This window comes from Planococcus sp. MB-3u-03 (assembly GCF_002833405.1).
Lineage (GTDB): Bacteria > Bacillota > Bacilli > Bacillales_A > Planococcaceae > Planococcus.
The window spans coordinates 2,341,131-2,354,397 of sequence record NZ_CP025135.1 but is presented as its reverse complement, the minus strand read 5'-3'; the positions used below and the strand labels follow the sequence as shown (position 1 = coordinate 2,354,397).

At 50.4% G+C, this 13,267-nt stretch carries 13 protein-coding genes; 9 read left to right on the top strand and 4 right to left on the bottom strand.

From position 1 onward, the window contains the following. Window positions 1-14: 14 nt before the first annotated feature. Window positions 15-1,091, top strand: a complete 1,077-nt coding sequence (locus tag CW734_RS13110) for a hypothetical protein (protein WP_101190893.1) — start codon at window positions 15-17, stop codon at window positions 1,089-1,091. Window positions 1,092-1,107: 16 nt separating this feature from the next. Then, a complete protein-coding gene (locus CW734_RS13105) occupies window positions 1,108-2,286 on the top strand; it encodes a glycosyltransferase family 4 protein (protein WP_180956297.1) in 1,179 nt (392 codons plus the stop codon). Between the two features lie 94 nt (window positions 2,287-2,380). Here the strand turns inward: CW734_RS13105 and CW734_RS13100 are convergent, their stop codons facing one another. Next, window positions 2,381-2,827, bottom strand: a complete 447-nt coding sequence (locus tag CW734_RS13100; RefSeq protein ID WP_101190889.1) for a GDYXXLXY domain-containing protein — start codon at window positions 2,825-2,827, stop codon at window positions 2,381-2,383. Next, window positions 2,824-3,996 (bottom strand): DUF2157 domain-containing protein, encoded by a 1,173-nt coding sequence (locus tag CW734_RS13095; RefSeq protein ID WP_101190887.1) that lies wholly within the window; start codon window positions 3,994-3,996, stop codon window positions 2,824-2,826. The genes CW734_RS13100 and CW734_RS13095 overlap by 4 nt, the downstream gene beginning before the upstream one ends. A 292-nt stretch (window positions 3,997-4,288) precedes the next feature. On the opposite strand from CW734_RS13095, the gene CW734_RS13090 reads away from it, so the two are divergent. The 3 genes from CW734_RS13090 to CW734_RS13080 are packed head-to-tail and all read left to right on the top strand — an operon-like array spanning window position 4,289 to window position 5,819. Further along, window positions 4,289-4,576 carry a hypothetical protein gene (locus CW734_RS13090; protein ID WP_145990605.1) on the top strand — a complete coding sequence of 96 codons (288 nt, stop codon included), beginning with the start codon at window positions 4,289-4,291 and terminating at the stop codon, window positions 4,574-4,576. Between the two features lie 18 nt (window positions 4,577-4,594). Beyond that, window positions 4,595-5,236 (top strand): flavin reductase family protein, encoded by a 642-nt coding sequence (locus tag CW734_RS13085; RefSeq protein ID WP_101190883.1) that lies wholly within the window; start codon window positions 4,595-4,597, stop codon window positions 5,234-5,236. Window positions 5,237-5,261: 25 nt separating this feature from the next. Further along, complete coding sequence (locus CW734_RS13080; RefSeq protein ID WP_101190881.1) at window positions 5,262-5,819, top strand: GNAT family N-acetyltransferase; 558 nt, start codon at window positions 5,262-5,264, stop codon at window positions 5,817-5,819. Between the two features lie 51 nt (window positions 5,820-5,870). Here the strand turns inward: CW734_RS13080 and CW734_RS13075 are convergent. After that, window positions 5,871-7,198 (bottom strand): IS3 family transposase gene (locus CW734_RS13075; RefSeq protein ID WP_101189918.1). Its coding sequence is split into 2 segments (ribosomal slippage): window positions 5,871-6,820 and window positions 6,820-7,198, totalling 1,329 coding nucleotides; the frame shifts between segments, so codons are not numbered across the junction. Window positions 7,199-7,312: 114 nt separating this feature from the next. After that, window positions 7,313-8,023: an MBL fold metallo-hydrolase gene (locus tag CW734_RS13070; protein ID WP_101190879.1), complete on the bottom strand. Its 711-nt coding sequence runs from the start codon at window positions 8,021-8,023 to the stop codon at window positions 7,313-7,315. 140 nt (window positions 8,024-8,163) lie between these two features. On the opposite strand from CW734_RS13070, the gene CW734_RS13065 reads away from it, so the two are divergent. From CW734_RS13065 to CW734_RS13050, 4 genes are all read left to right on the top strand, one after another. Beyond that, window positions 8,164-8,709 (top strand): glycerol-3-phosphate responsive antiterminator, encoded by a 546-nt coding sequence (locus CW734_RS13065; RefSeq protein WP_101190877.1) that lies wholly within the window; start codon window positions 8,164-8,166, stop codon window positions 8,707-8,709. A gap of 319 nt (window positions 8,710-9,028) precedes the next feature. Beyond that, window positions 9,029-9,862 (top strand): MIP/aquaporin family protein, encoded by an 834-nt coding sequence (locus CW734_RS13060; protein ID WP_101190876.1) that lies wholly within the window; start codon window positions 9,029-9,031, stop codon window positions 9,860-9,862. Between the two features lie 19 nt (window positions 9,863-9,881). Further along, window positions 9,882-11,384: a glycerol kinase GlpK gene (gene glpK / locus CW734_RS13055; protein WP_101190874.1), complete on the top strand. Its 1,503-nt coding sequence runs from the start codon at window positions 9,882-9,884 to the stop codon at window positions 11,382-11,384. Between the two features lie 137 nt (window positions 11,385-11,521). Beyond that, a complete protein-coding gene (locus tag CW734_RS13050; protein ID WP_101190872.1) occupies window positions 11,522-13,195 on the top strand; it encodes a glycerol-3-phosphate dehydrogenase/oxidase in 1,674 nt (557 codons plus the stop codon). Window positions 13,196-13,267: the final 72 nt, after the last annotated feature.

Below are 13,267 nucleotides of genomic sequence, written 5' to 3'. Positions count from 1 at the left end.
AAGGGGAGTTTCATTTGAAAACATATTATTATATTGCGTCTGCTGGAGTACTGGGAGTCAGAACAAATATCAAAAATTTCGGCTGGTCGTACGGCCACAACGTTCCCGAAGGCACGATGGAACAATATGAACGCTGCGTGGTGCGCATGCAGGTCGAGATGAAGGAATTCAATGATGACGCCGAACATGAAGCGATGGGGAAATACCATTATTTCAGCGGCACGCCGGGAGCGGACAAAATCTATTACACACGAAATTATGCCGGCAAAGGACGCATGCGCATCCGTGCGGAAGGGTTTTTAACGGACGAACCGAAAATCATCGTCAACCGCGCTTATTATAAACTCATCACCCACCGGATCATGAACCTTCATTCCATCGGGTATATCATGACCGATCTTGCGACATTATTGTTATTGAAAAAAGGCTATGCGCCGATTCATTGTTCCGCATTCAAGAAAGATGAATCGACCTTGACGGTGTTCGCTCCGCCGGATACAGGCAAGACATTGAGCAGCATGACGGCTTGCATGGAGCACGGCGCCGAATTCATCGCAGAGGATTTGGCCATCACGGACGGCAAAACAATCCATTCCGTTCCATGGACGAGCACATTCCGCTATTACTCCACTGTCGAGCAAGGAATGGGCGCCAAAATCAAGAACCGCGTCGATAAATTGTTGCCAGTCATGGAATACATCAGCTTCAAAAAGCCGGACCCGATTACGGAATACGTCGGAGAACAGACAATACTTGACCATCAAGTAGTGACGCATGTCGCCATTCTCGAGCGCGGCGATGATTATGTTGCAGAACAGACCGAAGCTGTTGCGCTCCAGAAGCTGATGAACTTGAACCGCTATGAATTCAACTATTTGCGTTCGCCGCTTCTTACGGCTTATGAATTCTTCAATCCGGAATTGAAAATCGACCAAGCACTCGCCAATGAACGCGAAATCTTGACGAAATTGATCCGGGGCAGCGAGAAAGTATTCACTGTGAAAAAGAATAACGCTACTCATTATGCGGCGGAATTATTGGAACAAATCGGCAGCCCGATTGCACCTGCCCGAGCAGTGCAAGGCGCCTGAAAGGGAGCGGTCCATCATGTCAGCGAAAGTGTTGCACGCCATGACCATTGCCCAAAGCCTGCAGTTGGTGAAGGGGCAATTAAAGACATTGGAAACGCGCGGCTATGAAGTAAAAGCGTTGAGTTCAGAAGGAAGCTACGCGGAAATCTTTGAACAGGAAGAAGGCGTGAAGGTGCTGCACGTCAATATGGAACGCGAAATTGCCTTAAAGCAAGACTTGGAGTCGCTGTTCGCCTGCATCCGCGTCATCCGCTCCGAAAAACCGGATATCGTCAATGCCGGAACACCGAAGGCGGGGCTGATTGTATCACTCGCTGCTTATTTCTGCAGGGTGCCGGTACGCATCTACAATGTGCTGGGTTTACGCCTCGAGACGACCGGGGGCATCAAGCGGCAAATCCTGTTGATGGCAGAGAAAATCGCCGCGGCATCGTCGACCCACCTGCTTGCGGTATCGCCGAGCCTGAAGCGCCAGATTGTCGAACTTGGCATCGCCCCAGCAGGTAAAATCAAGATTCTCGGGCACGGCAGCGTCAACGGCTTTGATCTGCATCGTTTTGAACTAGACGAAGAGATGAAAAGGCGTGTGGTGGAAAAGCGCCAAGCATATGGATGGACCGGCGAGGAACTTGTGCTCGGATCGATGGGGCGGATCACAAAAGACAAGGGCATCGACGAAACGGTGCGTGCATTCACCGAGCTGCACGCACGTCACCCGAATTTGCGGCTGCTGATCGTCGGCGATTACGAATCGGCGGATGCAGTGTCCGAGTGGACGTGTAAGACGATCACCGCTCATCCGCACATCGTCCACGAAGATTACCAATTGGATCCGGTGCCGTTTTATCATTTGATGGATTTGTTTTTATTCCTGACAAAGCGTGAAGGGTTCGGCAATGTGTCGGCGGAAGCGGCACTGACGGGAATACCTGTCATTGCAGCGGACGTCACGGGCGCGCGCGATACCTTAGTGGACGGCGAGACCGGTTATTTGGTCGATCCCGACAGCCACGCAGATGTTATGGAGAAACTGGATAAGTTGATCAGCGATCCTGAATTGCGCGAAGTCTTGGGGGCAGCAGGCCAGCAATGGGTGCGCCAGAATTTCAGCAATGAAGCCTTGTGGGAAGAGATGGATCAATATTACCGAAGCTGCCTATTGGAACGGTCGAGTGTGCTCGGCGAAGCGCAGTGAAATGTGCCTGCACATAATCTGTTTCCTGATTGCAAAACGGATTTAAGCCAAACGAAAAACCCGGCATGCTGCATGCCGGGTTTTGTTTATGCCATCATTCTTCTCTTGGAGCAATGCTGACTGGACGGATGGAACCCCAAGGTGCAACGTCAATGGTGACTTCGAGATCGACCGCTTCTTCAAGTTCAGGGCCGCGGCCTTGCTCGACATAAAAGTTTTCAAGCTGCGGCGCGACAACGCGGCGGTCGTATTTGCTGCCGTTGATGGCGCCGAAGAACGGCTGCTCCTCGATGCGGTCGATGACGGCGTAGCCATCTTCGCCTGCCATCAAGGTGAAGTAGACGGCGCCGTCGGAAATTCCGGCAGGCGCGTCGAGATCCGGATACTGCAGCATGACGTATTCACCGTAGAACGGATCGAACGGGTCGAATGGTTCGGCACGCAATAAGTATTGATCGCCGAACCAGGAAGTGGCGTAGAAGCTGACGACGAGCAATGCGACGAAAGCGGTCTGCAAGGCAGGCATTAGCCATTTCTTCATGTCACTGCACCTTCTTTCTTGCGGTTAAGCCACCAGGCGATGCCTGATAGCACGAACAACAGGATGGCGCCGATCAGGAAGAACAGCGACATGTCGAGCCGTTCCCACGCATAGATGACATAGATGACGAATTGGACGACGATGAAATAAACGAAGCCCAAAGCGAGCGGCTGATCTTGACGCTGAGCGATGATCAAATAGGCGAGCGCAGTCAATTCCGCAACGATGGCCAAGGCGATGGCCGTTTCATCGAAGAGCATGAAACCGACAAGCCCGAGTACGCCGAGCCACATCAAATGGCGTTCGCGGAAGTAGGCGAGTGCGAGCACTGCAGCCCCCGCTACTGCAAGAGCGATCGATTCAGGCATGGTCAATTCGGCGAAAGTCATATCGCTTTCCCCGCGGATCGCCAGGAAGACGATCAGCTGGATCCCCCCAACGATCAGATAAAGTGGGCTCAATAGTTTCTGCTTGTCTTGCGGGATCAGCAACAAGAGCAAGGTCAGCGCGAACAAGGTCCAGATCGGCACGAGCGGGCTGTCGATGTCCCATATGCTCCAAACGAGAAAACCGGAACCGAACAGCAAGAGCCAGCTGAAGATCATCGTCGGCCCATCTTTGCTCAGGAAGAACCAAGCGAGCGTAACGGCGATGAACAGCAGCCATTCGATCAAGCCGATGCCGGGAGCTGCCGAGGTCAGGATGGTGATTCCGCTAATGAACGCCAATACGGTGAATGCGGCATGGCGCCAGATGAAGAAATGGGCGATGGCGGCAATGAACAACGCCCAAGGCACGATGCTGGAACCGGTTCCGAGATGGAAAGTTTGGCCGGTCACGATTAAACTTGCCCCGAACATCACATAACCGAGTATGCGGAAAATAACGGGATGGCCAAAATGTTTTTTCTCGGCGAAATGGGCGAGCACATAGAAAATCCACATGAGCAATACGACCATGCCGACTTTCGCGATAGCCGGTATGGCTTGCCAGTTAGCGGCGATAAAACTGAAGACGGCGAGCGCGAAAAAGATTAAGCCGATGATGAGCAAAAGAGGCAGTTTGCGTTTTTTCGGCTGACGGGTTTCAAACGCCTGGATGCGTTCGGCCGTCTCTTGGTCGATGAGCCCTTCCGCACGCCATTGGGCGAGCTTGCGTTCCCATTCCATATAGGACACCTCCCTAATTATTAACTGTATTATAAACCTATATTGTCAGAAATGACAGAAAACATACCTATTTTCTTGGCCTATTTTAGTGATTCGGAGCGCGTAATAATTGGGTTCATCGTAAACTATACTTGCATAAAAATTTGTGTTTTTTGCAGGAAAAAACTCACATAAAAAGGGTTAAAGCTGCTTTATGGCGAAAGTTTAAACTTATCTTAAAGAATGAGAAACTGGGTTGGGCGGCACTGGAGATTGGGCTTGATGATTCCATAAGGGCTGGAGCGTGAAAGCGGTGGAGTTTGTATATGAATGGATGGGCCACATCCAATTGGGTGTATTTTTGCTGGCGCCGCTATTATTGCCATGGTGGTTAAAGCGATATATCTGGCTTGGTTTCGTGGCAGTCGGGTATGTACTTTACATAGCATGGGGGCTGTATCTTCAGGCTATGGGAACTATGGAAGAGTTCGGGACCGGTTTCGGCATGATGATCCTGCCGTATTTGGCGGGAATTTCTCTATTCGGCTATTTGCTTCAGAAGTCGATCGATCATGCGAAGCATAACGGTTCGGAGGAATAGAAAAGGGAGTGGACATTCGTGATTATCGATCCTACACAACAAACGAGCAAGGAAAATTATAAACTGCTGATCGGCAGCGTATTGCCGCGGCCGATTGCCTGGGTATCATCCGTATCATCGGGCGGCGAGCTGAATTTGGCGCCTTTCAGTTTTTTTACAGTCGCTTCGCGCAATCCGCCGATGCTGATTTTTTCAATCGGAGAAGGGGTCGAAGCAAGGAAGGGCACAGTGAAAGACACCCTGACGAATATCCGGGAGCGGGGCGAGTTTGTCGTCAACATCGTTTCTGCACCACTCGCGAATGAAATGGCGAAAAGTGGCGAGCATGTCGCGCCGGAGGTCGATGAATTTGAATATGTAGGATTGACACCTATCTCATCTGAAGTGGTTTCAGTACCGCGCGTGAAAGAATCGCCCGTCGGCATGGAATGTGAGCTGGTGCAGGTCATTCCGCTTGGCGACGATCATCTCGTCATCGGCAAAGTGCTGCGCTATCACATCCAGGATGAATTATATGACAAGGGACGGATCGATACGAAAAAGCTCGCGCCGATCGGTCGGCTTGCCGGGAATTATTCGCCTGTAGAATCGATGTTTTCGTTGCCGAATGAGCATTTGGAGGAATATTTGCGGCCGCCGGTAGATAAAGACCGGGAGTAGCCGCGACCACGGGGAGGGATGCTTCATGGCCTTGCAAGTTGAACATGTCAGTTTCGAACGTTTGCGGCGGGAACATTTGCCGCAACTCTACGAATGGATCACGAAAGAACCGCAGATCAACCGTTTTTGGGGGTACAGCTATAATGGTACTTATGGGGAATTCGTGCGTGAATTTGTCGGCAGCATCAAAGGGAAGGATCCCACTGAACCATATCTTATCTATTATCTGGAAGAACCGATCGGCTATATCCAGACATTTCGCTGGAGCGATTATCCGGGCAGTGAACAGTTTCAGGAATTGCAGCGTGCAGCTGGCCTGGATATTCTCATCGGGTCGCCCGCTTACCGCGGCAAAGGCTTCGGCCAAGCGATCATCCGGCGCTTTTTGGAGGACGTGGTGTTTCGCGACGGATCAGTGACTTGCTGCGTCACTGATCCTGATATCCGCAACAAGCCTGCAATCCGTGCCTACGAAAAAGTCGGATTTGAAATCGTCCGGCGCGTGGAGGAAGTTTCGGAAATCACGCGGCCCGTGTGGTTCATGCGGGTCGGTCGCCAGCAGATGGAACGAAAGAAACCCTAGCCGATGAACTGAGCCCCATTTAGTGGACGATTTAATAAAAGCACCCGGCAGCTAGGCTGCGATTAGATGACTTCGGTATTGTGCCGGAGTCATCTTTTTTAGGTTCCATTGTTTGCGCGTTCCGTTGTAATACTCCATGTATTCATCCACCAGCCCCTTTAATTCGGCTAGGCTGGTCGCTTGTTTAAACTCGACTTCATCTTTAAAGTGACCAAAAAACGATTCGATGGGGGCGTTGTCGAGACAGTTGCCCCTGCGGGACATCGATTGGGTCAATTTCATTTTCTTCACGCGTCGTTGGTATTCGGGGTGGGTGTAGTGGAAGCCTTGATCGGAATGGATCATCGCTTCCGGGTGAACATTGTCATCCAATGCTTCCTTCAGTTTTTGTAACGTGCGGTACACAATTTCCATCGTAAGCGTCGTCGTCACTTCGTAGGCGACGATTTCGCGGGTGGCGATATCTTTTACAGCGGACAGATACGCCATTTGTCCCGACCGGTTCGGTAGATACGTGATATCCGTGACGAAGACCTTGCCGGGTTCGTCTAGTTTAAACTTACGGTCTAACAGGTTTGGACAGACGGCGTGTTCCTGTGTGGCTTTGGCGATTTGCTTATAAGGATTCGCTCGCCGGATTTTGGCAAAGAGATTGAATTTGCGCATAAGGCGCAGAATCTTCTTGTGATTCATCGGGGTTTCCAGCAGTTCCGTAAGGATCATGTAAAAGGTGCGATACCCGACTTTCCCACGATGCGCATCGTAGATGCTTTTCAGCAACAGGTAATCTTCATAGTCCTGTTCTTCGCGAATGGCGTGCTGTTCCACTTTCTTCAGCCAAGCATAGTAGCCACTTCGACTGACTTCCGCTGTCTGGCAGAGGGCATCCACCATATTCTTCAGTTGGAATTTCCGGACCACCACATTGATCGCTTCGAATTTTTCCGCTGGGGTCAGCTGCGTTTCTTCGCCTGCCTCTCGAGTTCCTCGAGCTTTTTTAGCAACTCATTTTCGGCTTCCAGGTATTTTATGCGCGCTTCCGCCTTTTCCAACTTTTTCTCGGCAGAGAGCTTTTGGGTAGACGGCCGGCCGGTACTGCCTTTTCCACGGCGCTCTTCCCAAAACCCTTCTTCGCCGTAAAGTCGGAACGTTTTCCGCCAACGTTTTAATGTCTCTTTCGGTTTGTCCGATCCAATTACCGTCAGGTCAAATCCATTTTCGGCAAAAATTTGCGCCGGACCTTTGCCCTGCAAGTTTTCATTGACGGCTTTCACCTTAAATTCAGGTGTGTATTGAATCGTTCGATCCGAGACCGTTTTGACATTCGGATTCGCTTCCAATGTGCGTCGTTGATGTTCGTTAAAGATGATTTTACTCATGACAACCTCTCCCGTTCCAGTAGATATGTTCAGTATACCGGGGTCTGAAAACAGAAAAAACCCCAAATGGGGGGCACTTTTTAAAGTGTCTACCATTTGGGGTTCAGTTCATGGCTAGGGTTTTAATTTTTGCTCGGCATCGCGGATTGCTTGTTCCATGAAGCGCACGGGATGGTCAAGCAGGCGACCGTGCCCGACAGCGAGGAAGCTTGGCTGCAGCAAGGTCAATTTCTTGGCGCTGTCGAGTGCTGTACGCTTGTCCCATGTCGCCATGGCCGGAAATGGGAACAGCGGCTTGAAGGTTCCGGAAACCGCTGTGCCTCCGCGTGTCTGGAAGGCATCTCCTGAGATGAGGACGCCTGAGCGTCTATCGAAAAAGGAAATCGATCCCGGGGAATGCCCAGGGGATAGCACGACTTCGAGTGAGCCGACCCGGTCGCCTTCTTGCAGTAGGCGGTCGGGTGTCGTCTGGATATTTTTCGGGATTCCGCCTTTAACAGGCTTGCCCGCATCTTCAGGCGAAGTGCTTTTATCCCCCGAAAGGATTTTCGCTTCCCTTTCCGAGACAGAGACTTGCGCTGCGGGAAACTGTTTCTTCAAAGCATCAAGTGCGCCAACGTGATCGATATGTGCATGCGTCAGCGCGATTTCTGTAATCGGTTTGCCGATGGTTTTTGCCGCCAAAGCGATGTCCCTAGCCGCGAAACCTAAAGCGCAATCGACGAGCGTCAAGCCTTCCTGTTCTTCGACCAAATAACAATTCACTGGAAACAATGTAGGCATAAAAGCAAGTTGATAAACATTCTGTACTTTCTTGACCCGCATGACCGCCAACTCCTTTTGGATGATTACTGCCATTTTAGCGCAATCGGCCGATGAAATGAAGCCGGGGGCAAATAGTTGTGCAGGAAACAAAGCTGGCGCATAATGTCCGTAGATTGTTTTTAACGGAGGAGGAAAAGCTGTTGGTTAAGTTAAAAGGCGTGGTGCCTGTCATGCGCAACCTGAAGGAATTTGAACGGCTGCTTGCCAGTGACCAGGAGACCATCATTTTCCTGGAAGTCAGGCTCGCCCAGCTCAAGCCGCTTGTCGCGGCTGCCAAGAAAGCAGGCAAGAAAGTCATCTTGCATGCTGATTTGATCCAAGGCCTGAAAACAGACGCTTACGGCATTGAGTATTTGGTCCGTGAAGTGAAACCGGATGGCATCGTCTCGACAAGAAGTAATGTCATCGCTCTTGCGAAAAAAAATAAATTGACGACGATCCAGCGATTGTTCCTGCTAGACAGCCATGCGCTCGAACATAATTTAAGCTTGATCGATCAAGTAAAACCCGATTACATCGAATTATTGCCAGGGCTCATCCCGTCAATCATCAAAGAAGTGCACGAACGGACCGGCATCCCCATCATTGCAGGCGGCTTGATCCGCACAAGGGAAGATATCGAACTTGCATACCAAGGCGGGGCGGAAGCCGTCTCGACCTCCCAGCCAGAACTGTGGGATACCTGATTTTGTAAAGCCCATTCATCGGCCATCGCTCTTCAGAGAGGGTGCGTGCCGATTTTTTTCAATTTCCATCACTCCCAGATAAGCCCCAATTAATTGTTGACAGCGTTTTCAAAAACTGCTAAATTGATTTTACAAGTTAAGGACCGTGCAGGAGAAAAGAGATCCGCATCGGACAAGGCCTAGTTTATTGGGCCTTCGTTCGGTGCGGATTTTTTTGTGGCTAGTCCTTGATTATACATGGAGATTCTGCTGGAAAGCGTACCTTGTCATTCGGCAGGTTTGATAAAAGCGAAAAATCTGAAAAAGGGGTGTAGGGAAAATGACAATGTTTTTAGCGGAATTGATCGGTACAATGATTCTCATCATTTTTGGTGCGGGTGTTGTAGCAGGTGTGGTTTTAAAAGATTCAAAAGCGGAGAACGCAGGATGGATCGTCATCACGATCGCTTGGGGGCTTGCGGTAACAATGGGTGTTTATGCGGTAGGGAATTTTTCCGGGGCGCATTTGAATCCAGCAGTCACATTAGGCTTTGCGTTTGTCGGTGAATTTCCATGGTCGCAGGTGCCGGTTTATATTGCCGCACAAATTCTCGGCGCCATTATCGGTGCTGTCATCGTCTTCTTCAACTACCTTCCGCATTGGGATAGAACAAAGGAAGCTGAATCGAAACTTGCTGTGTTCGCAACGATCCCAGCGATTCGCCGTCCATTTTCCAACTTGATCAGTGAAATCATCGGGACTTTCGTTTTGGTAATGGGCTTGTTGTTCATCGGAGCCAATGATTTCACGGAAGGCTTGAACCCATTGATCGTCGGCGCGCTCATCATCGCGATCGGCATGTCGCTCGGCGGCACGACAGGATACGCAATCAACCCTGCTCGTGATTTGGGGCCGCGTATCGCCCACGCCTTGTTGCCGATTCCAGGAAAAGGCCCATCGGACTGGAGCTATGCTTGGGTGCCGATTGTGGGGCCTGCATTCGGCGGTATTTATGGGGCGGTTTTCTATAAAGCTTTCTTTACAGGGGATTTCGGCTTGCCATTCTTTGCATTGAGTTTAGTGCTCTTCCTGGTATTTATCGGGGCAGCCAGTGTAGAATTGAAAAATGGCCGAGTGAAAGCCAAGCAATTAAGAGAAAAAACCATTTCATAAGTTAGCGGAGGAGATTCCAGTGAGTAAAAAATATATTTTATCGATCGACCAAGGAACAACCAGTTCACGGGCGGTCCTGCTGAACCATGCCGGCGAGATAGTCGGGACAGGCCAACAGGAATTCCAGCAATTTTTCCCGAAACCGGGTTGGGTCGAGCATGACGCCAATGAAATATGGACATCCGTTCTTGCGTGTATCGCAGAAGTATTGCGCAAAACAGACGTTGACCCATCCGAAATTTCAGGCATCGGTATCACCAACCAACGTGAAACAACGGTTGTCTGGGATCGCAATACAGGCAAGCCGATCTACAAAGCGATCGTTTGGCAATCGCGCCAAACGGACGGCATCTGCAATGAGTTGAAAGATCAGGGTTTGAACGATACATTCCGCAAGAAGACCGGCCTTTTGATCGACGCGTACTTCTCAGGCACGAAAGTGAAATGGATTCTCGACAATGTCGAAGGTGCAAGAGAAAAAGCGGATAACGGCGATTTGATGTTCGGGACGATCGATACATGGCTCGTCTACCGATTGTCTGGCGGTTCGACGCATATCACGGATTACAGCAACGCATCCCGTACGCTCATGTACAATATCCATGATCTTGAGTGGGACGATGAACTGCTCGATATCCTGACAGTGCCGAAGAGCATGCTGCCGGAAGTTCGCCAGTCATCTGAAATTTATGCACATACCATCAATTATCATTTCTTTGGCCATGAAGTACCGATCGCAGGGATTGCTGGCGACCAGCAGGCAGCCTTGTTCGGCCAAGCGTGCTTTGAAAAAGGCATGGCGAAAAACACTTACGGAACTGGATGCTTCATGCTGATGAACACCGGTGAGAAAGCAGTCGAATCCGAACATGGCTTATTGACGACACTTGCTTGGGGCGTCGATGGAAAAGTCGAATATGCGCTCGAGGGCAGTATTTTCGTCGCAGGTTCGGCCATCCAATGGCTGCGCGATGGACTGCAAGTCATCGAGACGGCACCGGAGAGCGAACAGTTCGCACAACAAGTAGACTCGACGGACGGTGTCTACATGGTACCGGCATTTGTCGGGCTGGGCACTCCGTACTGGGATACCGATGCGAGAGGCGCTGTATTCGGCTTGACGCGCGGCACGACAAAAGCGCATTTCATTCGTGCGACGCTTGAGGCACTCGCATATCAGACAAAAGACGTTGTAGATGTTATGATAGAAGATGCAGAGATTGAATTGAAGACTTTGCGCGTCGATGGCGGTGCAGTCGGCAACGATATGCTGATGCAATTCCAGTCGGATTTGCTTCACGTACCTGTTGAACGCCCGCGCATCCAAGAAACTACGGCGCTCGGGGCTGCTTACTTGGCAGGCCTGGCAACTGGATTCTGGAAAGACAAAGACGAGATTGCCGCACAATGGCAGCTTGATAAAACTTACGAGCCGGAAATGTCCGACGAAACAAGCGAGCGACTGTATACAGGCTGGCAAAATGCGGTAGCCGCAACTCGTACATTCAAGCCCGTCAACTAAACTTACAAGTTAATCACACGAGAGATAAATGGCCGGAGACGAGGAGAGACCATGCCAGTACAGCAGATGTGAATCTGCGGCTGTGTACAGGTCTCTCTTTTTAATATGGAATATATTGGAAAAGGAGTCGGTTAAGAATGAAATTCTCAAGCTTAAAACGTACAGAAACTTATGGACAAATGAAACAGGAGCCACTTGATGTGTTGATCATCGGTGGAGGCATTACAGGAGCAGGAATCGCGCTCGATGCCGCAGCACGCGGTGTTCGTGCAGGCGTCGTGGAAATGCAGGATTTCGCGGCAGGAACTTCGAGCCGTTCGACGAAACTCGTGCACGGCGGTTTGCGCTACCTCAAGCAATTTGAAGTGAAGATGGTCGCAGAAGTCGGCAAAGAACGCGAAATCGTTTATGAAAACGGGCCGCACGTCACGACACCTGAATGGATGATGCTGCCGTTCCACAAAGGCGGCACATTCGGTCCACTCAGCACAAACGTTGGCCTCCGTGTCTATGATTACCTGGCAGGGGTTAAAAGAAGCGAACGCCGCCAAATGTTCTCACGTGAAGAAGCGCTGCGCCGCGAACCACTCGTAAAACAAGATGGCTTGAAAGGCGCTGGGTATTACGTTGAATACAAAACGGACGATGCGCGTTTGACGATGGAAGTCATGAAAAAAGCTGTTGAAAAGGGCGCACTTGCGATGAACTATGTGAAAGTTAAAGGTTTCCTTTACGACAACGGCAAAGTGGTCGGCGTGGTAGCGGAAGACCAGCTTGACGGCACAATCCACGAAATCTTCGCGAAAAGAATCGTCAATGCAGCTGGCCCGTGGGTCGACACATTGCGCGAAGAAGACAAATCGAAAAAAGGCAAGACCTTGCAGCTGACGAAAGGGATCCATTTGGTATTCGACCAATCGCGCTTCCCGCTCAAGCAAGCGATTTATTTTGACATGCCGGACGGCCGTATGGCATTCGCCATCCCGCGCCAAGGCAAAGTTTATGTCGGTACGACTGATACGGTATACAAACAGGATATCGCGCACCCAACGATGACGACGGAAGACCGTGACTACGTTTTGGAAGCTGTTAACTTCATGTTCCCGGACGTGGCGATTACAGCTGCGGATATCGAATCCAGCTGGGCAGGATTGCGTCCACTGATCCACGAAGAAGGCAAAGACCCATCCGAGATTTCCCGTAAAGACGAAATCTTCGTATCGGATTCCGGATTGATTTCAATTGCAGGAGGCAAGCTCACCGGTTACCGTAAAATGGGCGAAAGCATCATGGACCTAGTCACTAAGCAACTTCAAGAGGAATACGGTACTGCTTTCAAGAAAGTATCCACGAAGAAAATGGAGCTTTCCGGCGGGGAAGTCGGCGGTTCTAAAGGCTTTAAAGCATTCAAAGCAGACCGCTTGAAACGAGCGGCCGAATTCGGTCTCACGGAAGACGCAATGGAATTGCTCGTCAATCGCTACGGCGCGAACGTCGACCATGTGTTGCGCCATTATACAGACGGATTGGCTGAGGCCGCTAAGCATAATCTCGATCCACTCGTCTATGCGATGCTGCAATATGGTATCGAATCGGAAGCTGTCTGCAAGCCGGTCGATTTCTTTATCCGCCGTACAGGCGCATTGTATTTCGATATCCACTGGGTACATGCCCATAAAGAAGCCGCTGCGGATTACATGGCAGGCGTATTCAACTGGACAGCCCAACAGAAAACGCGTTATATGGAAGAGTTGGAGATTCTTCTTCACGAAGCTGTCATTCCAACCCCAGTATCCGAATTAAGTAAATAAGTGCTAATTGCTTTAACAGTTCCTTGTCATCCATTTGACAAAGAACTGTTTTTTTGATTAAAAAAATAAAAC

Bases quoted from the DNA above. Each gene is read 5' to 3' on its own strand.
- CW734_RS13105 (WP_180956297.1), top strand. From the start codon at position 1,108: ATGTCAGCGAAAGTGTTGCACGCCATGACCATTGCCCAAAGCCTGCAG.
- CW734_RS13100 (WP_101190889.1), bottom strand. From the start codon at position 2,827: ATGAAGAAATGGCTAATGCCTGCCTTGCAGACCGCTTTCGTCGCATTG.
- CW734_RS13095 (WP_101190887.1), bottom strand. From the start codon at position 3,996: ATGGAATGGGAACGCAAGCTCGCCCAATGGCGTGCGGAAGGGCTCATC.
- CW734_RS13080 (WP_101190881.1), top strand. From the start codon at position 5,262: ATGGCCTTGCAAGTTGAACATGTCAGTTTCGAACGTTTGCGGCGGGAA.
- CW734_RS13070 (WP_101190879.1), bottom strand. From the start codon at position 8,023: ATGCGGGTCAAGAAAGTACAGAATGTTTATCAACTTGCTTTTATGCCT.
- CW734_RS13060 (WP_101190876.1), top strand. From the start codon at position 9,029: ATGACAATGTTTTTAGCGGAATTGATCGGTACAATGATTCTCATCATT.
- CW734_RS13050 (WP_101190872.1), top strand. From the start codon at position 11,522: ATGAAATTCTCAAGCTTAAAACGTACAGAAACTTATGGACAAATGAAA.